Source organism: Acinetobacter sp. ACNIH2 (assembly GCF_002934965.1).
Classification (GTDB): domain Bacteria; phylum Pseudomonadota; class Gammaproteobacteria; order Pseudomonadales; family Moraxellaceae; genus Acinetobacter; species Acinetobacter tandoii.
This window is the reverse complement of sequence record NZ_CP026412.1, coordinates 182,362-209,318: the sequence shown is the minus strand read 5'-3', so window position 1 is coordinate 209,318 and position 26,957 is coordinate 182,362. Positions and strand designations below refer to the sequence as shown.

At 38.5% G+C, this 26,957-nt stretch carries 22 protein-coding genes; 13 read left to right on the top strand and 9 right to left on the bottom strand.

Translation table 11 applies throughout. The annotated features are described in order from the left end of the window. The first annotated feature begins 9 nt into the window (after positions 1–9). Positions 10–3,933 (top strand): ATP-dependent RNA helicase HrpA, encoded by a 3,924-nt coding sequence (hrpA, locus tag C3F34_RS00875; protein ID WP_104442272.1) that lies wholly within the window; start codon positions 10–12, stop codon positions 3,931–3,933. Between the two features lie 30 nt (positions 3,934–3,963). Continuing rightward, the gene (locus C3F34_RS00870; RefSeq protein WP_104440870.1) at positions 3,964–5,079 is read left to right on the top strand and encodes a beta-ketoacyl-ACP synthase III; all 1,116 of its coding nucleotides are present in this window, start codon (positions 3,964–3,966) and stop codon (positions 5,077–5,079) included. A gap of 222 nt (positions 5,080–5,301) precedes the next feature. Here C3F34_RS00870 and C3F34_RS00865 read toward each other — a convergent pair whose 3' ends face one another. Continuing rightward, positions 5,302–7,356, bottom strand: a complete 2,055-nt coding sequence (locus C3F34_RS00865; protein WP_104440869.1) for a TonB-dependent receptor plug domain-containing protein — start codon at positions 7,354–7,356, stop codon at positions 5,302–5,304. Positions 7,357–7,653: 297 nt separating this feature from the next. On the opposite strand from C3F34_RS00865, the gene C3F34_RS00860 reads away from it, so the two are divergent. The 4 genes from C3F34_RS00860 to ahpF all read left to right on the top strand — a co-directional run bounded on the left by C3F34_RS00860 (position 7,654) and on the right by ahpF (position 12,247). Next, entirely contained in the window at positions 7,654–8,454 is an 801-nt protein-coding gene (locus C3F34_RS00860) for a tellurium resistance protein (protein WP_104440868.1), read from the top strand. Between the two features lie 7 nt (positions 8,455–8,461). Then, positions 8,462–9,580: a toxic anion resistance protein gene (locus tag C3F34_RS00855; RefSeq protein WP_104440867.1), complete on the top strand. Its 1,119-nt coding sequence runs from the start codon at positions 8,462–8,464 to the stop codon at positions 9,578–9,580. A gap of 28 nt (positions 9,581–9,608) precedes the next feature. Further along, the gene (locus C3F34_RS00850; protein ID WP_104440866.1) at positions 9,609–10,538 is read left to right on the top strand and encodes a hypothetical protein; all 930 of its coding nucleotides are present in this window, start codon (positions 9,609–9,611) and stop codon (positions 10,536–10,538) included. A 140-nt stretch (positions 10,539–10,678) separates the two neighbouring features. After that, a complete protein-coding gene (gene ahpF, locus C3F34_RS00845) occupies positions 10,679–12,247 on the top strand; it encodes an alkyl hydroperoxide reductase subunit F (protein WP_104440865.1) in 1,569 nt (522 codons plus the stop codon). A 140-nt stretch (positions 12,248–12,387) separates the two neighbouring features. On the opposite strand, the gene C3F34_RS00840 is transcribed toward ahpF, so the two are convergent. The 3 genes from C3F34_RS00840 to C3F34_RS00830 form a co-directional block, all read right to left on the bottom strand. Continuing rightward, the gene (locus tag C3F34_RS00840; protein ID WP_104440864.1) at positions 12,388–12,636 is read right to left on the bottom strand and encodes a YfhL family 4Fe-4S dicluster ferredoxin; all 249 of its coding nucleotides are present in this window, start codon (positions 12,634–12,636) and stop codon (positions 12,388–12,390) included. Positions 12,637–12,639: 3 nt separating this feature from the next. Next, complete coding sequence (yegQ, locus tag C3F34_RS00835) at positions 12,640–14,034, bottom strand: tRNA 5-hydroxyuridine modification protein YegQ (RefSeq protein WP_104440863.1); 1,395 nt, start codon at positions 14,032–14,034, stop codon at positions 12,640–12,642. Between the two features lie 80 nt (positions 14,035–14,114). Beyond that, positions 14,115–14,519, bottom strand: a complete 405-nt coding sequence (locus tag C3F34_RS00830; RefSeq protein ID WP_104440862.1) for a MerR family transcriptional regulator — start codon at positions 14,517–14,519, stop codon at positions 14,115–14,117. A 63-nt stretch (positions 14,520–14,582) separates the two neighbouring features. Between C3F34_RS00830 and C3F34_RS00825 the strand changes: the two genes are divergently transcribed. Together C3F34_RS00825 and C3F34_RS00820 are read left to right on the top strand one after the other, a co-directional pair. Next, entirely contained in the window at positions 14,583–15,221 is a 639-nt protein-coding gene (locus tag C3F34_RS00825; RefSeq protein WP_104440861.1) for a cation transporter, read from the top strand. Between the two features lie 279 nt (positions 15,222–15,500). After that, positions 15,501–16,157, top strand: a complete 657-nt coding sequence (locus C3F34_RS00820; protein WP_104440860.1) for a hypothetical protein — start codon at positions 15,501–15,503, stop codon at positions 16,155–16,157. Positions 16,158–16,178: 21 nt separating this feature from the next. Here the strand turns inward: C3F34_RS00820 and C3F34_RS00815 are convergent, their stop codons facing one another. Next, a complete protein-coding gene (locus tag C3F34_RS00815; protein ID WP_104440859.1) occupies positions 16,179–16,967 on the bottom strand; it encodes a DUF2071 domain-containing protein in 789 nt (262 codons plus the stop codon). Between the two features lie 105 nt (positions 16,968–17,072). Next, on the bottom strand, positions 17,073–17,912 hold the full coding sequence (locus C3F34_RS00810; protein WP_044739423.1) for a hypothetical protein: 840 nt from the start codon (positions 17,910–17,912) through the stop codon (positions 17,073–17,075). Positions 17,913–18,171: 259 nt separating this feature from the next. On the opposite strand from C3F34_RS00810, the gene C3F34_RS00805 reads away from it, so the two are divergent. Beyond that, a complete protein-coding gene (locus C3F34_RS00805) occupies positions 18,172–18,738 on the top strand; it encodes a TetR/AcrR family transcriptional regulator (RefSeq protein ID WP_104440858.1) in 567 nt (188 codons plus the stop codon). A 458-nt stretch (positions 18,739–19,196) separates the two neighbouring features. On the opposite strand, the gene C3F34_RS00800 is transcribed toward C3F34_RS00805, so the two are convergent. Further along, positions 19,197–19,976: a ferredoxin--NADP reductase gene (locus C3F34_RS00800; protein ID WP_016167459.1), complete on the bottom strand. Its 780-nt coding sequence runs from the start codon at positions 19,974–19,976 to the stop codon at positions 19,197–19,199. 105 nt (positions 19,977–20,081) lie between these two features. Here C3F34_RS00800 and tsaA point away from each other — a divergent pair, with 105 nt between their 5' ends. Beyond that, positions 20,082–20,798 (top strand): tRNA (N6-threonylcarbamoyladenosine(37)-N6)-methyltransferase TrmO, encoded by a 717-nt coding sequence (tsaA, locus tag C3F34_RS00795; RefSeq protein WP_104440857.1) that lies wholly within the window; start codon positions 20,082–20,084, stop codon positions 20,796–20,798. Positions 20,799–20,803: 5 nt separating this feature from the next. Here tsaA and C3F34_RS00790 read toward each other — a convergent pair whose 3' ends face one another. After that, positions 20,804–21,736 (bottom strand): sensor domain-containing diguanylate cyclase, encoded by a 933-nt coding sequence (locus tag C3F34_RS00790; protein ID WP_104440856.1) that lies wholly within the window; start codon positions 21,734–21,736, stop codon positions 20,804–20,806. Positions 21,737–21,994: 258 nt separating this feature from the next. Next, positions 21,995–23,254 carry an MgtC/SapB family protein gene (locus C3F34_RS00785; protein WP_104440855.1) on the bottom strand — a complete coding sequence of 420 codons (1,260 nt, stop codon included), beginning with the start codon at positions 23,252–23,254 and terminating at the stop codon, positions 21,995–21,997. Positions 23,255–23,506: 252 nt separating this feature from the next. On the opposite strand from C3F34_RS00785, the gene C3F34_RS00780 reads away from it, so the two are divergent. The 3 genes from C3F34_RS00780 to C3F34_RS00765 all read left to right on the top strand — a co-directional run bounded on the left by C3F34_RS00780 (position 23,507) and on the right by C3F34_RS00765 (position 26,862). Next, positions 23,507–25,264 (top strand): GspE/PulE family protein, encoded by a 1,758-nt coding sequence (locus tag C3F34_RS00780; RefSeq protein WP_104440854.1) that lies wholly within the window; start codon positions 23,507–23,509, stop codon positions 25,262–25,264. 420 nt (positions 25,265–25,684) lie between these two features. Next, entirely contained in the window at positions 25,685–26,119 is a 435-nt protein-coding gene (locus tag C3F34_RS00775) for a hypothetical protein (RefSeq protein ID WP_158654322.1), read from the top strand. A gap of 377 nt (positions 26,120–26,496) precedes the next feature. Next, on the top strand, positions 26,497–26,862 hold the full coding sequence (locus tag C3F34_RS00765; protein WP_104440851.1) for a NirD/YgiW/YdeI family stress tolerance protein: 366 nt from the start codon (positions 26,497–26,499) through the stop codon (positions 26,860–26,862). The last annotated feature ends 95 nt before the right edge of the window (positions 26,863–26,957 follow it).

Genomic DNA, 26,957 nt, shown 5'->3' with positions numbered 1-26,957 from the left:
AAATCATCTGTGCAAAGTCATTTAAATATCGATCAATGGGTTATGGCCCGCGACCGTCATCGTTTAAATCGACTACGCCGTAGCAAAGATGGTGATCCACAGCAATACCAAGAGCTGTTTGAACAGTCTAATCTTAAAGTACGTGCGCGTTTTGCACGTCTGCCTCAAATTAAACTGAACCAAGACTTACCAGTTACACAGTCTGCTGAACAATTGATGGCTGCGATTCAACAGCATCAAGTCATTATTGTCGCGGGGGAAACTGGTTCAGGTAAAACCACGCAGTTACCGCAAATTGCCATGCTGGCGGGACGTGGTTTGACCGGCATGATTGGTCATACCCAGCCACGTCGTTTGGCCGCTCGCAGCGTTTCACAGCGTATTGCTGAAGAAGTGGGCGAGAAGCTCGGAGAATCGATTAGTTTTAAAGTTCGTTTTAATGAACAAGGCTCACAAGACTCAATTGTACGCTTAATGACGGATGGTATTTTACTGGCGGAGCTTTCGCATGACCGTTATTTAAGTAAATACGATACGATTATTATTGATGAGGCACATGAGCGCTCTCTCAATATTGACTTTATTATGGGGTACTTAAAGCAATTATTGCCGAAACGCCCTGATTTGAAAGTCATTGTGACCTCTGCAACCTTAGATGTGCAACGCTTTAGCCAATATTTTCATGGTGCGCCAATTTTTGAAGTAGAAGGGCGTAGCTTTCCAGTCGAAGTGCGTTATCGTCCAATTTCCGAGTTGAGCATTGGCGGCAGTGATGATGATGAATTTGATGATTTTGAAGAGAATCTGCCACGTGCTGTAGTACAAGCGGTAGAAGAATGTTTTCAAGATGCGCAGGAAAAAGGTCATCCTGAGCATGCTGATATTCTGATTTTTGCCAGTACAGAGCAGGAAATTCGAGAATTACAAGAAACTTTACAGAAGCATGGCCCACGCCATACCGAAATTTTACCGCTCTATGCGCGTTTGGCGTTGGCAGATCAACAAAAGATTTTTAATTCTTCAGGTGGTGGTCGACGTATTATTATTGCGACCAACGTAGCCGAAACCGCTTTGACTGTCCCGAATATTCGCTATGTGATTGATAGTGGTTTTGCCCGTATTTCACGTTATAACTACCGCTCTCGTGTGCAGCGTTTACCTATTGAAGCAATTTCACAGGCGGCAGCCAATCAGCGTAAAGGGCGTTGTGGGCGTATCGCACCTGGGGTTTGTATTCGTTTATATAGTGAAGAAGACTTTTTAAGCCGTCCTGAATTTACTGAACCCGAAATTAAACGCACCAACTTGGCTTCGGTGATTTTGCAAATGCAAAGTCTGGGTTTAGGTTCACTCGAAGCCTTTGATTTTATTGAACCGCCAGATCACAGGCTTGTGAATGACGGTCGTAAGCTCTTGGTTGAACTGGGTGCAATGACTGAAAAAAATGCGCCTAAAACCTCGGTTGATCAAGAAGGATTTGAAAAAGCCGCTCTTTCTAAAAAAGGCGCTGGGGGAGACTCTCTCACCAAAATTGGTCAACAAATGGCAAAAATGCCAATTGATCCTCGTTTAGCCCGTATGATTTTGGGCGGAGCACATTTTGGCGTTTTAAATGAAGTGTTGATTATTGTGGCGGCTTTGGCGGTACAAGATCCACGTGAGCGCCCTGCGGATAAGCAAATGCAGGCAGATCAAAAGCATGCATTATTTCGTGAAGCGGACTCTGACTTCCTGTTTTATTTAAAGTTGTGGGAAGCGATTCATGATCCTGTCGAGTCAATGAGTGAGAACAAGCGCCGTACTTTTGCTCGTCAGCATTTTTTGAGTTGGTTGCGTCTACGTGAGTGGAAAAAAACTCATGAGCAATTACTGGATTTGGCGAAAGGTCTGAATCTATCTTTTAATGATAAAAAAGCCAGTTATGAAAACCTGCATCGTGCTTTATTGACGGGTTTATTGTCATTTATTGCCAATAAAACTGATGAGCGCAACGTTTTTATGGCAGTTCGTCAACAGAAAGCACGCGTATTTCCTGCTTCGACTTTACACAAGAGCAATACGCCGTGGATTATGGCGTTTGAAATGGTGGAAACCTCACAGGTTTATTTACGTACGCTGGCAAGGATTGAACCAGAGTGGATTCTCTTGGCTGCACGTGATTTGCTGAAATACCATTATTTTGAACCGCATTGGTCGAAAAAAGCAGGTATCGTGAATGCCTATGCGCAGATTTCATTGTTTGGTTTGATTATTGAGCCAAAACGAATGATCAATTATGAAAAAGTCGATCATCTCGCTGCCCATGAAATTTTTCTTAGAGATGCTTTGACGACGGGTAATCTGGGCATACTTCCGCCATTTTTAAAACATAATTTATTAAAATTGGAAGAGGTAGAGCGGGTCGAAGACAAATTGCGTCGACGTGATTTGGTCGTAGATGAAGAAACGATTTATCAGTTCTATGCAGCGAAAGTCCCTGTTGAAATTGCCAGCCGTCGTAGTTTTGAAGATTGGCGCGCCACCATTGAGCCAACACAGCCACGTTTTTTGTATGTAGAAGACGATGCGCTATGGCTGAATGATCGTCCAACGACACAACAGTTCCCAGATTATTTGCATAATGGTGAGCTACGTTTAGCTGCGAGTTATCGTTTTGACCCAAGCCATGATGAAGATGGGGCTACGGTTAAAATACCTGTGCAGGCTTTACCACAAGTAGATGAAAACATTTGGTCTTGGGGAATTCCAGGTTGGCGACAGGACTTAATTGAGGCTTTATTAAAAGCCTTGCCAAAAGATAAACGTCGTAATCTGGTTCCAATACCAGATACTGCGAAAAAAATCATGCAGCGTATAGATGCGGTACATCTACGTGAGCATTTATTTAGTTTCTTGGCATTTCAACTTCGTGGCGAACAGATTACCGAAAAAGATTTTTCTTTTGAAAAAATTGATCAATATTTGCTACCTTTCATTAAAGTGATTGATGAAAAAGGACGCGTGATTGAAAAAGGGCGTAATTTAGCTGAATTAAAAGCGCGTTGCCGTACCGAAACCCATAGCCCTGTCAAGCAAACCAAAGGACAGTTCCAAAGTTTCCCTGAAGATTTTGTATTTGAAGCTTCACACAAAGTTACAGGTGTTGTGGTTAAACAATATCAAGCACTGGTTCCTGTTAAAGTTTTTGCCAAGTTAGATGTTAAAGATGATTCAGGCATTGTGATTCAGACCTTCAATGATCAGACTGAAGCGATTAAGCAGCATCGGGAAGGCATTATCCGTCTGATACATTTGCAATTGGGGGATTTGGTTCGTCAATTGAAAAAGCAAATTTCCAAGCCGATGGCGTTAGCATATTCGCCATTGGGAGACAAAGCACAGTTGGAACAGATGCTGGTCTATGCAACGCTGCAATTGTCCATTAATGAGCTGCCAATTAATCAAGCTGAATTTCAGCAATTACTCTTAACGGTTAAGCAAAACTTTTTAACGCAGGGTCAACACGCGTTAAAAACTATGAGTGATATTTTTATTCAGTGGCAGAGCATACGTCAGAAATTATTAATGCTAGATGCTGATATTTTTGGCCGTAGTATGGATGATATTGAAGATCAGCTAGACTTAATGCAGTTGGCGAATTTTGTCTATAGCAAACCTGTAGATGTGTGGACTGAGTATCCACGTTATTTAGCCGCTTTGCTATTGCGTTTGGAGCGTTTGCCCAATAATCTACAGCGAGATGTTACTGCCATTGGGCAGATTGATCCGTGGATGGATAAATTATTTCAATTTAAAAATGACGTTCGTTTGAAAGAATTGTATTTCATGATCGAAGAGTTGCGTATTTCGCTGTTTTCTCAACCGATGAAAACCAAGATGCCTATTTCTGCGACACGGCTACAAAAGCTATGGGAACGTCTTAGTATCGGTTAAAATTGAGCGAATTCAGAGAAGGAGTTTTACATGGGCATCCGTATTACAGGTACAGGCTTGTTCCACCCAGAACACGTCATTACCAATGAAGAGCTAGTCGAAAGTCTAAATGCTTATGTGGAACAGTATAACCAAGACCATGCTGAACAAATTGCAGCAGGCGAGTTAGAAGCACGCCGTGGTTCTAGTGCCGAGTTTATTGAAAAGGCATCTGGTGTAAAACGTCGTTATGTGGTTGAAAAAACAGGTGTACTTGATCCAACCCGTTTACGTCCACGTTTAGAAGAACGTAGTGATGATGTGTTATCTCTTCAAGCAGAGTGGGGTGTGATTGCTGCAAAGCAAGCGATGGAAAATGCAGGTGTCACTGCAGAAGACATCGATGTGGTGATTTTGGCATGTTCAAATTTACAACGTGCTTATCCAGCCGTTGCCATTGAAATTCAGACGGCACTGGGTATTCAAGGTTATGCCTATGATATGAATGTGGCGTGTTCAGCAGCGACGTTTGGTTTGAAACAAGCTTACGATGCCATTAAGTCTGGCGCACGTCGTGTATTGTTAGTGAATGTTGAGTTAACTTCGGGTCATACCGATTTCCGTTCACGTGATTGTCACTTTATTTTTGGTGATGTTGCAACAGCTTCAATTATTGAAAATACAGAGACGAAAACAGGCTTTGAAATTTTAGATGCAGATTTGTTTACGCAATTTTCGAATAACATTCGTAATAACTTTGGCTTCTTGAACGGCTCTGAACTCACTTCACGTGATGATAAGCAATTCCGTCAAGATGGACGTAAAGTGTTTAAAGAAGTATGTCCACTTGTGGCAAAAATGATTTCAAATCAGCTAGAGAAGAATCTGATTAAACCTGAGCAGGTGAAACGTTTCTGGTTACATCAAGCCAATCAGAATATGAATGAACTGATTCTGAAATTAGTTGTAGGTAAAGAAGTGGCTGAAGCAGATCCAAGTTTAGTTCCAATTATTCTAGATGAGTTTGCCAATACTTCTTCTGCGGGTGTGATTATTGCATTACATCGTTCTGCACACGAAGTGAACGATGGTGAATATGGCGTACTATGTTCATTTGGTGCGGGTTATTCTGTAGGATCAATTTTGGTTCAAAAGCACGTTGCTTAATGTTGTAGCCTAAAAGCCTGCATTTTTAGCTTAGCTTTATAAATTCGAAAACATCCTTTCATATTTAGGGTTATTGGCTTGAATAATGAGAGGATGTTTTTTATGTCGAATTAAAATAGAAACAAGCAATTGTGTTTTAAATAAATGAAATAAGTTTAAAAATAAAAAACCATCAAGTCGTTTTAGATACTTGATGGTTTTTAGATCCACATAATGAATTATTTAAAATTTCTTTTCTACGCTGAACAATATGCTAGGAATGGCTTGACTTGTCCGTGCTTCATACAGACTACCATCAGATTGATAATTCAGGCGTTCTTTGTAGTCAGTGCTGAGCAGGTTACGCGCGCTTAATGTAGTCGCCCAACCCTTTTTAAAGCGTTTAGTTGCACTGAGGTCCAGATTGACTCGTTCGTTACTGGTACGATTATAAGGTTGATTTTCTAAAGCGCGGGTAAACTCTGGGGTATAGCTGAGATTGGCACTGGTCGAAAGTTGCCATGGCTGATAGTTATAAGAAAGCCCCATACTGGCTGAATAAGGTGCAACATCACTGACTAAACGATCTTGATGCGTCATATCATCTTCGACTTTGGCACGAATAGTCGAGAGTTGACCGTTAAGCATCCATGAATGCCCTTGAGCAGTTTGTTTTAATGCGTAACGTCCAGAGAGCTCGACACCATAGGTGGTTGCATGATCTTGGTTCTGTGGACGTTTAACATATCGTCCATTTTCTTGTTCAATGACCGACTCAATATAGTCATCAATTTGACGATAGAAGCCCGTTACATTAACACCACCCGCAGAGGTATTAAAGCCTAAAGTGGACTCATATGCTGTGATTTTTTCTGGGCGTAAAAATGGATTGCCGCCACGGTCTGGGTTATTTAAGCTGCCTGCATCACTGTCTGTAGAAATAGATACTGCGGGTAATAAATCATCCGCTTTCGGACTACGAAATGCTTGACTGATATTGGTTTGAAGTGACCAATGATCATCAAAATCATAACGATGTGCAACGACTGGGCTAAGATTTTGGTCGTCATAATCGACTAAGCCAGTACGGTGTATCCATTCTTGACGTAAACCAACGGTCAAAGTTTGTTGATCGGTAAAACGCCAACTGCCTTCGCTATACAGAGCATAACGCTGTTCATCTAATGTATCGGCTGTATTGCTTTCTAAGCTGCTTGAACGTGTATCTAAGCCAAACTTAATTTGACGATGTTCATCAAATTGGCGGACACCGTCATATGCTAAACCTAGTTCTTCAACCTGCTGATCTATATACAGCGAAGAAAGTGAAGAGCGAGTAAGTTCAGTTTCATTTTGTTTTTCATAAGACAGACGGACTTTGTCCGAGTTCTTATTCACTTGACGTTCGAAGCGCGTATTTAGGCGCATACTGTCATTTTTGTCCTGTTGAACTTGGTCCGAACGTGATCCATCTCGTTCATAATTGCGGTAAAACAGCTCTGCCACGACTTTCTTTTCGTCATCAATTTCATACTCAAGACGTGGACTGATCATTGATCCTTTACGTTCAGTGATATTTTTTTGTACACGAGTTTGGGTTGATGTTTGCGTTTCCGTTACTGAAGTGCTGTCATCCCAATTTTGATTAGCAGATAAGCTATATAACCAAGGGCTATCACGCCCATCCATCTGTAAAGTGACATTCTTGCGCTCTTCTTCTGAGGCTCCAGAGTGGTTAAATCCATAGCTCACTCGAGCTGTTCCACCAAGACGCGAATTTTGTAATGGTTCTTTTAAAATAATATTAATCATGGCAGAGGCAGCGACCGAGGCTTGTGTAACGCTTGGTTGCTTGGTAATTTCAATACGCTCAATCATGTCTGGCGTAAGGGTGTCAATAATGGACATACCCCCACGAGGCCCGCCTTGTACAGGTTCGCCGTTGATCATGAAAATAGGCGCACCGCCGCCACGGAAGCGCATACCTGATGCACCGCCTGGACCACGCGGGCCAGTAGCAGATGGCATTTGAAAACCTGCTGCGCGTCTTAAAGCATCACTGACAGATTGATCGCCATATTTCAGCATTTCTTCACGATTGATAATGGTTTTGGCAATGGCACTAATATCGTTATTCTTATTTGCTGAGGAGTTTGCTTGGAGCTTTAATGTCTTTAGAACTTGTACAGGTTCTGCTGTAGCGACTTGTGCGTTATCGGCAGCCCAGCCTGTAATTGAGACACCCAAAAGAGCGAAAGTAAGTGCACTAAACTTCCAAGAAGGCTGTAACGCATCCATAACTTTATGTTTCCAAATGTAATGTTGCGTAAGATTAAACTAAAATTATGGAGAAAGATTGTGGAGTTATTGAATTATTCTCTTGGCGAATAAAAAGTTACCCAGTTTGATAAATATATAAGTTTAGCTTGTTGTTATTTTCGGAGAATGGCTTTTTTTTTTAACTGATTGTAATTTATTTATTGTTTATTTTAGATCCTGACAATTGGCTGCTTTACCTTGATATAAAAAATACAGAGTTGATAATTTTAATGGCTATGTTAAAACAGAGATGTACTGGTCATGATCTAAATTGCAATGCAAGTTACTGAACTGATTCCTTTATCTGAAATAGAGGTCAATCGACAGGACGTTTTAACTATTCAACGGAATGAATTGGTGCCGATTTTTGATAATCCGGCATTACTGGTGAATTACGCTGAACAGCTTGTTCAAGCTCAGGCTGTGTTGTTACAGGGCATTGATCCATTGCTGACCCAGCAGTTTAGACAAAGTATTGAAGAGCTTATTCAAGCTTTATCTCAATCAAATAAATACCTAAAAAAACGAAGATTTAATGCTTTGCAAAAGTGGCTTGGTATAGACATTGAACATGGTTCAGGACAAATCGATTACTATAAAAATCTCGATATACTGTTAGATCGTTGCCAGCATTTAAGTCAAAAATTACGCTTAGAAATACAGAAGTCACAATCAAGATTTCAGCAATTACTGGGCTTACGGTTAAGAATGGCAAATTATGTGGTTGCGGCACAAGAGTTTGTACATGAGTATCCTAAAATGCTACGTACGCAGCATCCCTTAGATCAATTTTCAGATCGCTTATCCAAGAAAACTTATAGCTTGCAAACTGTACAGGCCAGTAATGATATTGCCATGCAGCAAATACAGCTTTCTCAGCAACTGTCTTTAGGATTACTTGATCGTTTTACTGAAGCGCAACAGGTGTTAATTCCCGCTTGGCAATATCATGTCAAGCAATGTCAACAGACAGACTCGACTTCCGAGCTATTAAAGCTAGATAATAGCCGTGAAAAATTGATTAAAACTTTAAGAAAATCATTAGAGAAACCTTCGGGCAACTCTTCAAAAAATTAGGTGAATTATGACCAATTCTGAGCAAAATCATTTAACTGTTGCCATGACACCAGAAATGGCGGAACAACAGTTTCAGCAACTTAATTTAAAAGAGCTAGGTTTGCAGCCTTCAGATTTGGCTGAGGTGATGACTGCAACCAAGGAATTGGAAGATATGAGTCATCAGAGTGTTGCTGAATACGGTAAGCACATTGCGACTCAAACATCGACGTATACAGATGAATTGCTGAATTTGGTGCAAAACAAAGATTTAGATGCTACGGGACAAAAGTTGAATCAAGTTGTACAAGTGGCACAGCAATTAAATAGCAGCAGTATTCTGAATCAGTCTAAAAATTCAGGCTTTTTGGGCAGTATTTTAAGTAAATTCAAAGGTGCGAAGCAAAGTTTTGATCAGCACTTTAATACCACCAAGGAGCAGATTGATGCTTTGGTTAAAGAAATTGAAGCGTCACAATCTGGTTTAAAAGACCGAGTTAAAACACTCGAACACATGTTTGACTCAGTACAAGATGAATATAAGCAATTAGGCGTTTATGTGGCTGCGGGCAAGATTAAGCAGCATGAAGTTCAGCAGCAAATTGCTCAACTCACCTCACAAGAACAAGATCAGACCATTACCCAGAAAATTTATGATTTGAATCATCTATCGAATAATCTGGAGAAACGAGTCAGTGATTTGCAGATATTACAGCAATCTGCAATGCAGACTTTACCAATGATTCGAATTATCCAGTCCAATAATTTAATGTTGGTGGATAAGTTTTATGCCATCAAAAACATTACATTACCCGCATGGAAAAACCAAATTAGTTTGGCTATTTCCTTGCAAGAGCAAAAGAATAGTGTGCAGCTGGCAAACACGATTGATGATGCGACCAATGACTTGCTGCGCCGTAATGCTGATTTACTCCATCAAAATTCAGTCGATACAGCGCGTGCCAATCAGCGTTCTGTGATTGATATCGACACCCTTGAGCATGTCCAAAATACCTTAATCCAAACGGTGAATGACGTACTTCAAGTACAAAAAGAAGGGATGCAGAAGCGAGAAGAGGCAGCACAGCGGTTACGTAATTTACAAAGTAATTTGAGTCAGTTGGTATTAGAGTCAAATCAACGCTAAATCCTTTTAGTCTGTTGTAGGAGGTCACTTGTCCAAATTAGAAGATGAATATGCAGTCAATACCGCTAATATTCAGCAAGGTGTGCAGATTTTAAAGCGTCGGCAAACACATCTGATGGCGTGGTGTATATTCACAAGCAGTTTGGCACTTGTGGCTTTGATCAGTTATTTTCTACAGCAGGAGATACTTTACAGTTGGTTTGGCATTAGCCTTGAGGTTAAACAACTGCATATTCCTGTATCGGCAGATCGTACTTTGATGCAGTTTGGGCAAGCACCAAATTACTTTTTTAATTTATTGTCTTGGTTTGGTTGGTTGTTCTTAAAAATAACCAGTGCTTTTATTGGTGCTTTTTTTGTTATTCATTTTCTTAAGAAACTTCGCTTCTTTGCGATTCGTTTTCAATCTTTTGTCTTGAAATTTGTAGGCTGGATCATCGCATTTATATGTATTTGGTCAACTCTAACTTATGTTCAATATGACTGGAATGATGAAGCAGAGGATCCTTATGCAACTGCAATAGAGTATAAAAACAGTTTGCATGAAAGTGAATTGGCTCAATATTTAGATCACACCCAATTAGCACCGCCTGTCAAAGCTTACGTACTGGCGCAAATTGCCTTATTACATTCGCCTGCCGATGAAAATGCTGCGATTCCTTATGTGTTGACTTTGGTCGATGCCGAGAAAAACGACCCTAATTTTATTCAATATGGTTTTAGTGCTTCACAATTATGGTCGATGCAGCAACAGCTTTATGGTAAGGCCATAACGCCTTTAGCAAAATCTATTTCTCCAAAAATTGAACAGGCTCAAAAGTGGGAAAATATTTTGCAAGTTATTATTATTTCATCATTTATTGTAAGTTCTATTTTAAGCTTAATGCTTTACTTATTATCACGGTACTTTTCTGCAAGAACACGTAGAATTGAGCAAAATTTAAAAAATACTGGGTAAGTCATTCATGTTATGTAAGATTTTGAACTATTATCTAATAATTCGATTGTATTTATAAATACAAACTGTTTTACCAATTTCATGTTTTTTACTATGATGTCTTCATCAACTTAATTATCTCTCCACTGGAGTCGTTAGCAATGTTAGATCAAAATACTTCTGCGCAATTAAAAACACTTTTAGAACGTCTTGAAAGCCCAATTGAAATTATCGCGTCTTTAGATGCTTCAGAAAAATCTGAAAAAATTAAAGAGTTGGTGACTGAAATTGCGCTGTTATCAGACCAAGTGACAGCACGCTTTGATGGTGAACATTCACGTCGTCCAAGCTTTGCAATTGCCAAAGCAGGAGAGCAACCTCGTGTACACTTCGCGGGCTTGCCAATGGGACACGAGTTTACCTCACTCATTCTTGCATTGTTACAAGTATCAGGTTACGCACCAAAAGTTTCTGAAGAGGTGTTAAATCAAGTTAAAGGTTTAAATATTCAATCTAACTTTGATGTGTTTGTATCTTTAAGCTGCCACAACTGTCCAGATGTCGTGCAAGCTTTGAACCTGATTGCCATCTATAATCCAGGTTCAACTGCAACCATGATTGATGGTGCATTCTTCCAAGACGAAGTTGAACAACGCAAAATTATGGCTGTACCAATGGTTTTCCAAGATGACCAGCATATCGGTCAAGGTCGTATGACATTGGAAGAAATCATTGCCAAACTAGATACTAACTCTGCTGAGAAAGAAGCAGCCAAGTTAAATGCTAAAGATGCTTTTGATGTCTTGGTAATCGGAGGTGGACCTGCGGGTGGTACAGCGGCAATTTATGCGGCACGTAAAGGGATTAAAACAGGTATTGTGGCTGAACGCTTTGGTGGTCAGGTGATGGATACCATGGATATTGAAAACTTTACTACTGTACAGAAAACGGTTGGTCCGAAATTCGCACAGGATATGGAAGCACACGTTCGTGAATACGGTGTAGACATTATGAATTTGCAACGTGTGAATAAAATTACTGGCGCAGATCAAACAGCAAATGGATTGGTGGCTGTTGAACTTGAAAATGGCGCAAAACTGGAATCAAAAACTGTGATTCTTTCGACTGGTGCGCGTTGGAGAGAAATGAATGTGCCAGGCGAAGCGGAATACCGTACCCGTGGTGTTGCATATTGCCCACACTGTGATGGTCCATTGTTCAAAGGTAAACGTGTGGCTGTAATTGGTGGCGGTAACTCTGGTGTAGAGGCGGCAATTGACTTGGCAGGTATTGTTGAGCACGTGACTTTGGTTGAGTTTGATACTAAACTGCGTGCTGACCAAGTATTGCAAGACAAGTTAAATAGCTTGCCAAATGCCACTGTAATCATGAATGCATTATCTACTGAAGTAGTTGGTGATGGTGCTCAAGTGACAGGTTTGAAATATAAAGACCGTGCAACCGATGTTGAACACACTGTTGAGTTATCTGGGATTTTCGTACAAATTGGTTTATTGCCAAATACGGACTTCCTAAAAGAAAGCGCAGTTGAACTTACTCCACGTGGTGAAATTGTGATTAACGAACGCAATGAAACTAATGTGAAAGGCGTATTTGCTGCGGGTGATTGTACTACTGTTCCATACAAGCAAATTATTATTGCGACGGGTGAGGGTGCAAAAGCGTCTCTATCTGCTTTTGATTACATGATCCGTTCCGGCCAATATTAAAAAAGAGCCAACATACACTGAGTTATGTTGGCTTGCTATTAAACTTTTTACTTTTTATAGGAACTGAGGACGCTAACACCGATGTTCCTTTTTTTATTGTTTATTGTTTTCCCCCAATATTTGGTTAAAACCGTTTTATTTTAAATAATCTTCAGCGCTTTAAATTTCTCCTCCAATGTAGCTTTGCTTTCAATGTATTCAGGATGAACTTCAATACAATCGATTGGGCAGACCGCCATACAGGTTTGATATTCATAAAAACCGACACATTCTGTGCAGCGTGCTACATCAATCTCATAAACTTTTTGTCCTTCAAAAATCGCCTCATTCGGACATTCTGGTAAGCACATATCACAATTGATACAAGCATCCGTAATTCTCAAAGCCATGACTTAACCTGCCACGTAAGCCAATGACGAAGTTGAAATATCGATTTCAGAGTTTGGGAGGTTGCGAATCAGCAGGGCATATCGCATATCGATATCGGCAGGAATCGGAATATCAACAATATGACCTGAGCCTTTGGCATCTGGAATAGAATTGCCTTTTTTATCCAAAATTTCGCTCAGTACAAACTGAATATTGCCTTGCGGGGTCATGAGTTCCAATGAGTCACCGACCACAAAGCGGTTCTTCACATCAATTTTAATATAGTCCCCGTGACGTTCTAATACTTCACCACAGAACTGTTGATGGTCAAAACGTGAAGAACCTGTTTCATAATTTTGGTATTCACTGTGGACATGGCGACGTAAAAAACCCTCGGTATAACCACGGTTTGCTAAGCCTTCCAGTTGTAGCATGAGTGATGGATCAAAGGGTTTACCTGCCAGTGCATCATCAATGGCTTTACGATAAATTTGTGCGGTGCGTGCGCAGTAGAAATAAGATTTGGTACGACCTTCAATTTTGAGGGAGTGAATACCCATTTGGGTCAAACGCTCAACATGTTGTACTGCTCGTAAGTCTTTAGAGTTCATGAAATATGTGCCGTGTTCGTCTTCTTCTGCGGCAAACATATCTTCTTCATTACGTTGTAGTAAAACAGGTTCAGTACATTGATTTTGTGCTACTGCATGTTGTTCATCTACATCACTATTGCAACACTGTTTTTCTTGTACTTGATGCACAGGAATTACATCACCTGTTTCGTCTTCTTGGGCTTGGTGAAGTTTGTAATCCCAACGACAAGCATTGGTGCAAGCACCTTGGTTGGCATCACGTTTATTCATATAGCCTGAAAGGAGACAACGTCCAGAATAGGCCATGCACAATGCACCATGCACAAATACTTCAATTTCCATGTCTGGCACATGATTTTTGATTTCTTCAATTTCTTCCAGTGACAGTTCACGCGACAAAATCACGCGAGTGAGCCCCATATTTTTCCAGAACTTGACGGTTGCCCAGTTCACAGCATTGGCTTGTACTGAAAGATGCACAGGCATGTCTGGAAATTGCTCGCGTACCATCATAATTAAGCCGGGGTCCGACATAATTAATGCATCAGGCTGCATGGCAATTACGGGTGCTAAATCACGAATGAAGTTTTTGAGCTTGCTGTTGTGCGGTTGAATATTCACCACAACATAAAATTTTTTACCTAAATTATGTGCTTCTTGAATCCCGATGGCGAGGTTGTCATGATCAAACTCATTATTACGAACACGTAAGCTATAGCGCGGTTGTCCTGCATAGACCGCATCGGCTCCATAAGCAAATGCGTAGCGCATATTTTTTAAAGAACCAGCAGGAGAGAGAAGTTCAGTAACGTGGTGAATGCTCATGACAGAATAAAGGCATACAAATAATATGACTTTATTGTATGGATATCAAAAAAGGATTCAACCCAGTAAATTAGTCGGTTTTATTCTGATAAACCTAGATTTTTCAAAATTTGACAGTGATCAATGGTGGTATTGCTGGAACAGGATTGACGTAGTTCCTGTAACTGGCTTTGAAATGAGATCAATTCGGCAATGTTTTTTTCCACTTGTAAAATATGCTGTTCGATCATTTGATCAACAACTTGGCAGCCTTGTTGTGGTTGTTTAATGAGATCAATCAATTGTTGAATTTCGGCAAGAGACATATCCAAGCCACGACACTGTTTGATAAATTGCAGCCTTTTTAAGGTTGCTTCATCATAATATTTATAATTATTTTCGGCACGGTAGCTAGGAATAATCAGATTTTTTTTTTCATAAAAGCGTACTGTATCAACAGGTAGTTGTGTTTTTTTTGCGAGTTGGTGGATTAAATAATGCTGCATAGCTTGACCTTAGAGCGAGTCCATAGTTTTAAATAAGCATAATATAGATCAAGGAGTATGGAAATGGCTTGTAGCTGTAGTCATGAACCCGCACCAGTTAAACCCCATAGTAAATTTAGAACAGCTTTATGGATTGCACTGATTATTAACCTGACGATGTTTTTTGTTGAACTGATTGGTGGCGCTTATGCGCACTCTTCAGCACTCTGGGCAGATTCACTCGATTTTTTTGGTGATGCAGTCAATTACGCTATTTCACTGGCGGTGTTGGGTGCAAGTTTATATTGGCGTGCCACTGTTGCGTTACTGAAAGGTTTGACGATGGCGAGTTTTGGTCTAATCGTCATCACAAAAACAGGGTATAGCTATGTTCAAGGTATTCCACCCGAAGCCATTACGATGGGGATGATTGGTATTTTGGCTTTAATTGCGAACATGATTTCAGCCGTGATTCTTTATGCCTTCCGTGATGGCGATGCCAATATGCAATCGGTTTGGTTGTGTAGCCGCAATGATGCAATTGGTAATGTTGCTGTAATTTTTGCTGCAATAGGGGTGTTCGGTACAGGCAGCTTAATTCCTGATTTAATTGTGGCTTTAATTATGTCAATTCTTGGTTTAACAGGTGGTTATCGTGTTATTAAACAAGCTTTGGCAGAGCGTAATAGCAGTAAAACTGTGAGTAGTTTGGAAGAGTGTTAATAAGTAACGTCGAATTGAATAGTCGATCTAGTAACTTGTGATGATTGTGGATTTCATCACAAGTTGAATTATGTTGTAAATTTTCTATTAAGATTCATTTATATTTCATTGATTTTTACCTATAATTTCTCAAATTTACTTTTTATAAAACCATAAATTTTTAAATGGTCAGGGATAGAATGTGTGTATTGTTGAGTGAAAAATAAAAAAATGGAATTTCTTTTTTTATTTAAAGAAGAAAAATTGGAGATATCAATAAAATTTTAAAAAAGAGGAAATATGCCAAAAGTTTTTAAAAGTAAAACTGGTTGTATTTATTTGCTATTTCAAATTATTTTCTGTTTTATTTTTTTTGATAGTTTTAATACATATTTATTAATTTTTAATCTATGTATATTTTATTCAATTGCAGCTTTTTATTCGAGTAAAAAATTTGAATTCTATCTGATATTTCTTGTGATGGTGGGGGCATTTATCTATTCATGGATGTCTTTTTTTAATAAAAACCCCAATCTTTATGTTAACAATAACAATTATATAGAGGGGTATTATTTAGTAGATATTCCAAAAAATAAAACTCGTCCACTAGGGACACTTACAGGTCGAGATAGTTGGATTGAACCTGCATCATATAGAACTTTGAGGTTGAAAGATAAAAAGAATAATTCAAAAATTATTATTGAATGCTCTATTACAGAGTTAGGTTGTCCATTTTATAAAGATGTTGGGAGAGAGGTGTATGTGAAATATGTGGTAAGTGATTTTTATTCCAGAAAATATGCATTCTATCTTGATGGTGGTGATATTTATAACGAAGATTATTTTAAAAGAAAGTATGAAAAAGAGAACTATAAAAAATTATTCTTTATTATTTTCTATATGGGGAGTTGTTTTGCTTTCGTCTTGTTTTTTGTTCGCAGTAAATTTGTGAAATAAAAAATTAGTTCTCATTTTATTTCACCGAATGACTTGTGGTGGAAGATAGATTGTAAATTCATTAATCGATTCTATCAGAGAACTATACGGATTCAGTTGATCTTCAAACGAAACTAAATTCAGTCGATCAAGCAAGTCAAATTTTGCATGAAGCAGTTGAGCTGGTTTTAACAGTAGACGATCATGCCAAACACGATAAGTCCCTAATTGACCATCACGACGATGATAAAAACCTGCGAGGGGATGGGTGAGATAAACTAAATGACTTTCTAAATCTGGGAAGCCTGCATAATTCCACAGATCATGTTCAGATTGGGTGAGTTGTAATTCAGCATTTGCCCATGCCGATTGGGTTTGCATCTTATAGTGGTTGTAATTTCCTTGTTCATCCTGACGACAATCAAAATTGAACTCAGCTGAATGCCAAGGGAGTTGCCATAAATAGCGTGGGATGATCAGCGTCCATGAATCTAAAGTTGTTCCTAAAAACCAAACACAGCGTTCCTGAGTGTGTTGATCAATCACATAGACACGGTAATCGGTTTGTTGCATTGTAAAATTGGGAAAAGAAAAAACTGCAGAAGTGAAATCCATATTGATAAATGGCACAACCGACATCAGAGCTTGCTCTTTACCTTGATATTCAATGGTATCGAGTTTGAACCGAGGTGGGATGATGGCATTTAAGCGTGCAGGATCGAGCGCATAAGTAATGATTGCAAAATGTTGTAACTTACATTGCACATCAATCCCTTTGGGTTTTGGGCGTGGATGTAAACATTCTTTAAATTTGAGATTTGGAAAACTCATTGAATTTATTATAAAGTTTATTTTAATTGTACTTATTCTAAGGAAAGTCATTTTTGCAGTAAAGCCATCGACTAAATATAGGTCGATGTGGAAATAACATTGCAATTAAGTGCTGAGTAAATTCATTTTGTTCCAGAATTTTGCCCAAAGATCTAAATATTCTTGTACAACAGTTTGATATTCAGGTTTTTGACTGCCTTGATAGCTTTGAGTGAGAAGTGACCAAATATCATCTTCGTGATTGTCATCATTGGCTAATCTATAGCTATCATCCACAATACCGTGACAATCATAATAGCCTTCCGTGAAAAGCGAATCATATTTCTCTAAATTGATGCGTAACGCTTCGCTATATTTAATCACTTGTAATTCGGCACAGGCTAAAATGAGCAGCAGGTGTTCATATGAGTTTAAATGTAACTGAATAAACTGATTGAGTTCATACGCTTCGTTACATATTTCTTGTTCATCAAATGGATCAATTTCTAAAGCGTGCAGTAGATCCATGAAATAAACCAAATGTGATTTACTTGGAGAACTCAGTTGTAATTGGTAGGTGTTAAAACCTAACTCATCAATCAGATTTAATGATAACAAGTAACGTGCATACGCTTTGGCGTGTACACGCTGTTGTATATGAATATTGGGGTGATGCTCTAATTGACATGCTTGATAGATAAGCATACTTAATGCATCGGTAAAGACTTTTACAATTGCAGCGAAATAATTGATATGAATCAACTTGAGTTGTTTTAGTGAAAGAGCTTGATTGTGTAAGCGTTCTAGAATTTTTTGTTTAAATAAGGGATGTTCAAGACTGTACTGTTTGAGTAAGTTCACTTGCTCGACATGTTGATGCCATAGAGAAGGCTCAACCGAATGTCGAATAAAATTTAAAGCTTCCAATCGGGCATTTTCTGATTGTGTAAAAGCAAGTGTACTCATGTTTGAGATATCAGATTTTGGATAATTTAATCATATTAAAAAAAAGTTAAATATGCTATAAACATTTATACGAGATACTTCACTTTTCATGATTTATTATTATAGAATAGGTACATACGAAACTTTACGTATGATTTTATTCATCTGATGTAAATAATGATATAATATAACCCATACGTTTCTTTGTTTTAAAAGATGCTCTTTCTTAATTTCATTTTGACCCACTTCTGCTTAAAGATAAGTTTGGTAGGTAAATAGCATGTCCAAAAAAGACGACATTATTAGTACTGCGCTTCATCTTTTCAATTCTTATAGCTATAACTCGATTGGGATTGATCGAATTATTAGTGAATCGGGTGTCGCTAAAATGACATTCTATAAATATTTTCCTTCTAAAGCGAAACTGATTGAAGAGTGCTTACACCGTAGAAATATGAATTTACAAGAATCTTTAGATGCAGCAATTGCTCAGTGTCGAGCTGAAGAATATTTAGACCATATTAAAACCATTTTTTACTGGTATCACGCTTGGTTTCAAATGGATGACTTTAATGGATGTATGTTTCAAAAAGCAGTTGAGGAAGTTTCCAAGGTTTATCCTTCGACCATGCAACCCGCTATGGAATATAAAGAATGGTTAACTGAGCGTATCCGTTTTGCATTAGCAAAATTAGGGGTGAATCAGTCGTCTCAACTGGCTGGTCTATTGGCCAGTATTTTGGATGGTATGACCATACAAGCTCAAATGGATAAGAATTTAGTCAAGATTGATGAGTATTGGAAACGCGTTTATAAGCTGATTCAGCTTGAGCTCATGGAAGTCTAAATAGACTTCCATTTGGTGAGATGAGTTAAGTCACTTGAACGGGCATTCAAATAAAAAAGCGTGAATACCGTAATGGTATTCACGCCTCGCTGATAGTTCCCTGATATTAATATTTTAGCCGGCCCCGAGCAGAAGCTGTCTAAAATATTAATGTTTTAGAGGAGCTTGGAATCTCCTTTCTTATATAATTTATTATAATTATTATAAAGTACCCTCTGGATTGATTATAAATTACATCAGCTCAACAAAGTCACATCCTGAACTAGACAGACCTGTCTGTTCTTGAATCGAATTATAGGAGTTTTTATTGATTTCGACAACACTTTTTAGTCGTTTTATTGGATTTTATGACGAAATTTTGCGCTTTGGGTTAAAAATTATACATTTTTTGTAAAAATTAAATGACTGAAAAATAAAAAAAACCGAGGGATTTCCTCGGTTTTAACTTGAAAAGAAGATTACTTCTCAACAAATGCACGTTCAATGACATAATCGCCTAAAACACCCATGCGTGGTGATTCTTTAAGACCATGTTGATCTAAAAGTGCAGCGACATCATCAAGGAATGCTGGGCTACCGCAAAGCATTGCACGGTCAGTTTCTGGGTTGAAACGTGGTAAACCAATCTTTTCAAAAATTTCGCCAGTTTCAATGACTGTCGTAACGCGACCTTGGTTCGGATATTCTTCACGGGTAACAGTAGGGTAATACACTAACTTGTCTTTAATGCCAAGTTCTTCGAAAAACTCGTTGTTTGGTAATTCATTTAGAATAAGGTCTTGATAAGCCAATTCAGAAATGAAGCGTGTACCGTGTACCACAATGACTTTTTCAAAACGTTCATACGTTTCAGGGTCACGAATAGTTGATAAGAATGGTGCAAGACCTGTACCTGAAGAAAGAAGATATAAATTCTTGCCTGGATTTAAGTCATCAAGAACCAAAGTACCTGTTGGTTTTTTAGAAACTAAAATTTCATCGCCAACTTTTACTTGTTGTAAAATAGAAGTTAAAGGACCGTCTGGTACTTTAATTGAGAAAAACTCAAGTTCTTCTTCATAATTTGCACTTGCAATAGAATAAGCGCGCATAAGTGGCTTACCATTGACTTCAAGACCAATCATCACAAATTGACCATTTTTAAAACGTAATGCGGTATCACGCGTTGTCTTAAAACTGAAGAGTGTGTCATTCCAGTGGTGTACGTGAGTAATCTTTTCGACGTTAAAAGCAGCCATGAAAGGTCTCAATAAATTATCAAATTAGAACAGCTTGCTATTCTAATCTAAAATCATTCTCTATAAACTGAATATATTTAATTGAACTTATCAGAAAAAGTGATTATGTCTGAGATTCAACTGCCAATTATTGGAATTATGCATTCACCGTATCAGGAGAAATTTGGAATTCCGCGACAGCCCAATTTGGTTCAAGTTCAGTCTTATATAGAGATGCAGGCACCTTATAATGATTTGGCTGCGTTTGAAGGGATTGAAGAGTTTAGTCATCTATGGTTAGTCTGGCAGTTTCATGATAATAAGAATCAGCATAAAAAAGACCAGTTCCGTGCACAAGTTCGTCCACCACGTCTAGGGGGGAATAAGAAAATAGGGGTGTTTGCTACGCGCAGTATGTATCGACCTGCACCAATTGGATTATCGGTTGTAGAGTTACAAGCGGTAAAGAAAGAGGGAAAGTCTGTCAGAGTTTACATTACAGGAAGTGATTTGTTAGATGGAACCCCTATTCTAGATATTAAACCCTATATTCATTATTCCGATGCTGTATTTGAGGCAAAAAGCGGTTATGCACAACAAGAACCAAGGCGAATGCATGTACAGTGGTCAGAATTTGCTACATTAGAAAAGCAGCGCTTGCTGACACAGCAATTGATTACTCAGTCGCGATTTGACGAATTAGATCAGGTATTGTCATTAGACCCTCGACCAGCATATCAGGAAGACAGTGATCGGATTTATAAAATGAAATTTGCTCAGCTCGATGTAAGTTTTGTTATTCAGAGTCAAAACTTAGAGATCATTGCTTTAGATTTCATTTAACTAATCTAGTGGCGGTTGAGTTTATCTTGGTACATATTTTTGTCGGCTTGTAAACATGTAGCGAGAATTCCATCACTTGGATCACGCAGAGCGAAGCCAATTGCAGCGCTAATTTGTTTTGTGTTTAGGTTCTGCATGATTCGTTCTAAGTGAGCCTGAGACGATTCGAAGTCATTTTCTACGGTTAATATGGCAAATTCATCGCCACCTATACGTGCAATAATATCGGTATTACGGCAACTTTCTGTTAACACTGTAGCGGTTTGACGAATGAGTTCATCGCCCGCAGCATGTCCATGTGCATCATTCATGAATTTGAGATCGTTTAAATCTAGCATAAATACTGTGGCGTGATGTCCATAGAATTGGCAACGTTCTTCTTCAGCGAGGAGAAACTGATCCCAAGCCCGACGGTTATAGAGACCTGTAAGTGGATCACGTAGCGCTTCGGCCTGTAAACGTTCATTTTTACGGGTCTGTTCAATTTCTCTCAATTCGGTTTGTAAGATTTGACTGAGTAAATCTCCGAGTAACTCAATTAAACTTTGCTCTTCTTTAAGGCTTTCAGATTTTGGTTCTGGATCAATCGCGCATAAAGTTCCAAACAAGCTACCATCTTCTTTGGTCAGCGGTTGACCAATGTAGGCTTTAATTTTGAGCTGTTGTGCAATCGGCGCTTGGCGATACGCGGGAATATCATCGGATAGGGGGGCAATTTTAGGACCATTGCCCAAGACCATCTGAGAGCAAAATGAATCGGCCCAATTAAAGACTTGCCCAGCATGTATATCATAACCATGATCTTCTGTTTGTAAGATAATCCAGTCTTCACCTTCTACACGGGTAATCATCCAAAGACCGAAACCGAAACGTTGATATAAAAAATTGAGAACAGCTTGTCCTGCATCATGAAAGCTTTTAAAACCAATGTCGTTCATTGCACGAACCTTTTACAACGAATAAGGGGAATAAGTTCAGGTATTATTTTAAATGATTCATAATTAATAATTGGTTGTATCATACAATAATGTAAAAATGAATCGATTTAAAATGCGAGTTAAATCTCATTTAAAATAATTAATGTGTAGTATCTTCATTATTGCTGTTTTTATAAAATAAGGGATTTTACCAAATGTGAGTCTAAATCCTGCTTTTAATGGAATAGAGTAAATGGTGAATAATATACACAAAATAGTCTAAGGTATCATCCACCATAAGATCAAAATAAAAACCAGCATATGTAAAATTTGAGCAGGTGCAAAGGCTAGGGCATATTTACCTCCGCCTGTAAGGCCTGCATTGATAGATTTGGCGATTGCATGGGCCGCCATTCCTAAAATAAGGGCATAGACAAGCGTGTGATTGGCAGGATCACCTTGTACAACAATTGCAGCAATTGCGGCATGAATTTCAAATAAGGATGCTAAAAGTGTCCCTATAATTAAGCCCGCATCGCCTAAGAGTAAGCTTAAACCATAAACTACCGCCTGAATAATCGTGAGTGTTGCTGCAATAATGGCAGCTTCTTTCAGGCTAAACATGCGCCCATCAGGATGTTCTGTTGGTGTCGAGGGTTTGGTTTTACGCATAAGCCAAAGTGCCCACAAAATTAAAATACTTATGGCGGCAAGAGCTGGCAGAATAATGAGTTTTAACCAGTTTAAATTAATTCCAGCGACGATGAGTAGCAGTTGTAAGAGCGTGGCAACACAAGATAATAAGGCAGCACCTGCATTCGGTACTGCTTCAGCACGCCCTGCACGAATCTCCATACCGAGGCTGGCAATTGTGGCGGTACTTGATACAAAACCAGAGGCTAATGCAGATAAAATCAGTGCATTTTTTGCTGAGAGTAAGCGTTTCGAAATATGGGCAAGTGCTTGAACAGCAAGAATTAAAGCCAGCAATTTGAGAATAATGTGTGGGTTTAATACCGTACCCCAAAGTGGCGTGTTAGGCGTTAATGGCAATGCCACAAGAATCAGTGCAAGTAAGAATAGTCCATCTCGAAACTCATGTTCAGTTATCCATTGACTAGCAAAGCCATGAATTGGATGTTTGAGCATCAAAATAATGGTAAGTATGACCGATAATCCTGCTGCGAATGGCGCATGCCATATACAAAGCGCACCAATAAAATAGGTCATCACAAAGGCTAATTCAGTTGTGACCCCTGGGTCATCTATTTGGTTACGAAGGGAGAATACGGTTATTGCTCCAACAATTATGGCACCTACAATACCAATGACGGTACCTAAGGCAAAACATAATGCACCCATCAAGGCACATATGGCAAAAGAACGTACACCTGCAAAACTGTTTGGGTTTTCACGTTGTTTGCTTCTTTCTCTTTCTAATCCAATTACCAAGCCGCAGCCCAAAGCTACGGCCATCATAGTTAACAGCTCTTGAAAGGATGCTTGTTCTAAGGTCTGGTTAAATAGGAGATCAGACATGAGCAAATTCGAACCTTATTATTGTGAGTCTATATTTATGTGAATAATGGATTTTTCTTATGCTTTTTCCCCAATAGAGGATATTTTATTCTTTATACCATAATTTAAACAAAACTTTGAAATATCTCCTTAGATTAAAAGTTTCAATATGAAGATATTAGTAGGTTAATCAGTAGTTTTAACCCTTTAAGTCGATGAACATTCAAGAAATAAAGTCTGTTATAGTGTCGCTAGAAATTGAGGCTTAGAATAATGAATTTTAATTTTGAAATTGATACAACTTGGTGTTTAGAGCAACTATTTAAAGATGGACGCATTGATGAGCGCGAAAAATTATTAGTACAAACTACGCACCGTCAACGTGAACAACTCAAATGGCATCCATTACAGTGGATTGCAAATTTTAATTTAAAAGACCAGCTTCATCCTCAAGCGACCTTATCTCTAAATCGTTTAATGCAATGGCTAGCAGATAAATCTAGCCTTCCTTTATATGTGATTGATCCACTCAAAGCAGATGTGGGAGCATTGACCAACGTAATGTCGCAAGAGTTTGCTGTGCGTAACAGAATTCTTGCTGTAGAAGTGAAAGCGGATGAAATTTTAATTGCAACGGATCAACCGTATAAAACGGAATGGGTGGGAAATTTAGAGCGCAGTCTGTTGCCGAAAAAGATTCAACGGGTGTTGCTCAGTCCAGATCAGTTACAGCGTTATTTGGTTGAATATTATCAGGTGAGTCGCGCAGTATCGAACTCGCAGAAGTCTGGGACTTATGATCGTGAAAATAAAGGTGTAGAAGCCTTATTACAATTAGGCGACACGCAAAATCCTGATGCGAATGATCAGCATATTGTGAAATTGGTCGATTGGATTTTACAGTTTGCATTTGAACAAAGTGCCAGTGATATTCACATGGAACCACGTAAAGATACGGGCAAAGTACGGTTTCGTATTGATGGGGTATTACATACGATTTACAACATGCCAGCCAATACGCTTATGGCTGTGATTTCGCGAATTAAGATTTTAGGTCGCATGAATGTTGCTGAAAAGCGTAAACCACAAGATGGACGTTTAAAAACCCGTACCCCAAAAGGGCAAGAAACTGAGCTACGTTTATCCACTTTGCCGACAGCATTTGGTGAAAAGTTGGTGATGCGTATTTTTGACCCAGAGGTTTTGGTACGTAGCTTTGAACAGTTGGGTTTTGAAGGTAGTTTGTTAAGTGATTGGCAAAGTTTAACCTCACATAGTCACGGCATTATTTTGGTTACAGGACCAACAGGTTCTGGTAAAACCACGACTTTATATTCTTCCCTGAAGCAATTGGCGACAGACCAAGTGAATGTTTGTACTATTGAAGATCCGATTGAAATGTTGGAACCAAGTTTTAACCAAATGCAGGTGAACACAGCAATTGATCTTGGTTTTGCGGATGGTGTACGTGCACTTATGCGTCAAGATCCCGATATTATTATGGTGGGGGAAATCCGTGACCACGACACAGCCAATATGGCGATTCAGGCAGCATTAACAGGTCATTTAGTGCTTTCAACGCTACATACCAATGACGCACCATCAAGTTTGACCCGTTTACATGATTTAGGCATACAGCCATTTTTAACTGCGGCAACTATTTTAGGCGTGTTGGCACAGCGTTTGGTGCGTAAACTGTGCCCACATTGTAAAAAAGAAAGTCATATCAATGAAAATGAATGGGAACATTTAACGTTTGATTACATTATGGAAATGCCCGAAAAAGTTTATAGCGCCGTCGGTTGTGAAGCATGTCGTCATACAGGATATAAAGGGCGTGTCGGTATTTACGAATTTATGCCACTTAGCTTAACCACGAAGCAATTGATTGGTGCCAATGCCAATTTGACAGAGTTACGGCAACAAGCCAAAAAAGAAGGCATTGAACCTTTGCGCATTGCGGGCGCGCGTAAAGTGATTGCAGGTATGACTACTCTAGAGGAAGTGTTGCGTGTTGTGCCATTGAATTAGGGAATCTGCACGCTTTATTTTATTGGCAGTTTAGGAATTGATCGTTCACCTGAATCTTGTTTAAGCTGATGTTTTCATAATGAGTGTGAATGATCAGCTTGTTTTGCTGGCTGAGTTGATCAGTACATAAGGAAGTATATTTACTGAACGGCCTGCAACCTTGCAGGTTTTGGGCTGCGCTAAATGATAGGTTCCTTTGAATGTTTAATATTCTTCGGTGTAAGTTATCTTGTTTAAAAGATTCATTACGTCGCTTCAAAATTTAAAAGCAAAGCATGAATTACATAAAATAAATTTCTATCATAGGGTATAAGGACTAGATTTTCGGGCTTGATGTAGTTACTTAGCCGATGTCTCTAGTCCTTATATTTTAAAATTAATTTCTTATTCATTATTCGGATTAATTCAATGTTTAAGTGTATGGATAAATTAAAAATTAAATTAAATTTAAAAAATTTAGCTTTGTTGCTAGTCGTTATATACTCAGTTGTCGTTATTTTTTTGGTGGCACGTGATGATGGTTTTTATGGAATAAGATTTTTATCCATATGGTCTATTGTTATAATGTGGCTTTTAATTGTTTTTTTTATTGACATTAGTAAGAAATCTAAAAATAAGAATATTGAAGAAATTGAAAAGTATAAAAATATTAGAATATATTATGTTGGTTTGTTTTTAACCCTTATGCCCATGTTTATGGGGTTTCCTGACAAACTGGCTATTCTTTTTTATAATGTTGATAAAGGGTATGAAAATGCAGAGGTCTACAATGTAGAGATTAGTAGGTATTTAAAAACAGGGACTGGCAGACAGGGTGGAGATATATGGGCAACTGCAAAAAAATCTTACGGGTAGACAAGAGAAATATGTATTAATTTGCAATTTGATTTCTCTGGTTGAGTGTGATTTAGGACATTTAAAAGGAGAGAATGCAGTTGTAAAGCTATCTATGGATAATGGTTACCCATTAAAAGATACAAGTTTAGTATATAGTTTTAAAAGTAAAAGCTTAAATATTGATGAAAAAGAATGGATTAATTCGTATAAAGAAAACAAACGATATATTTTTAAATTTTTAATCTTAATTTACATTCCATCGATTTTGTTTGCTTTTTTTGTACCTCGTCTTTTTAAATCAGATATGGTATTGAGAGGATCTTAAGATTCAACTCATGTTATTTTGTTTTAATTGCATTAACCAAATCAAGATATGAATATTTGAGGGTGAAGTAATGAATGTAATTTCTAAAATAGCGTTAGTTACAGCTTTTGTGAGTACAGCGAGTGGTTTTGCATTTGCCAATACGGCAGTAGTGAATCAACAGGCAATTGCTCCAACACAAATTACCGTTAAGCAGGCACTAACTTTAAAAGATGATACACCTGTAAAACTGAAAGGCTATGTTGTTAAAGCTTTGGGTGATGAAAAATATCAGTTCCAAGACCATACAGGTAGTATTACGGTCGATATCGATGATGAATTATGGCGTGGTCAACCTGTATCGGCAAAAACACCAGTTACACTAACAGGTGAAGTGGATATTGATTATCTTCCAACCAAACGTGTTGAAATTGATGTTGATACTTTAACTTTTTAATCAGACATCCATTGAACTGAAGCCACATGCAAAACATGTGGCTTTTGCATTTTAAATCCAATCAAGGCATGCTGATGATAAGCATGTGATGTGAG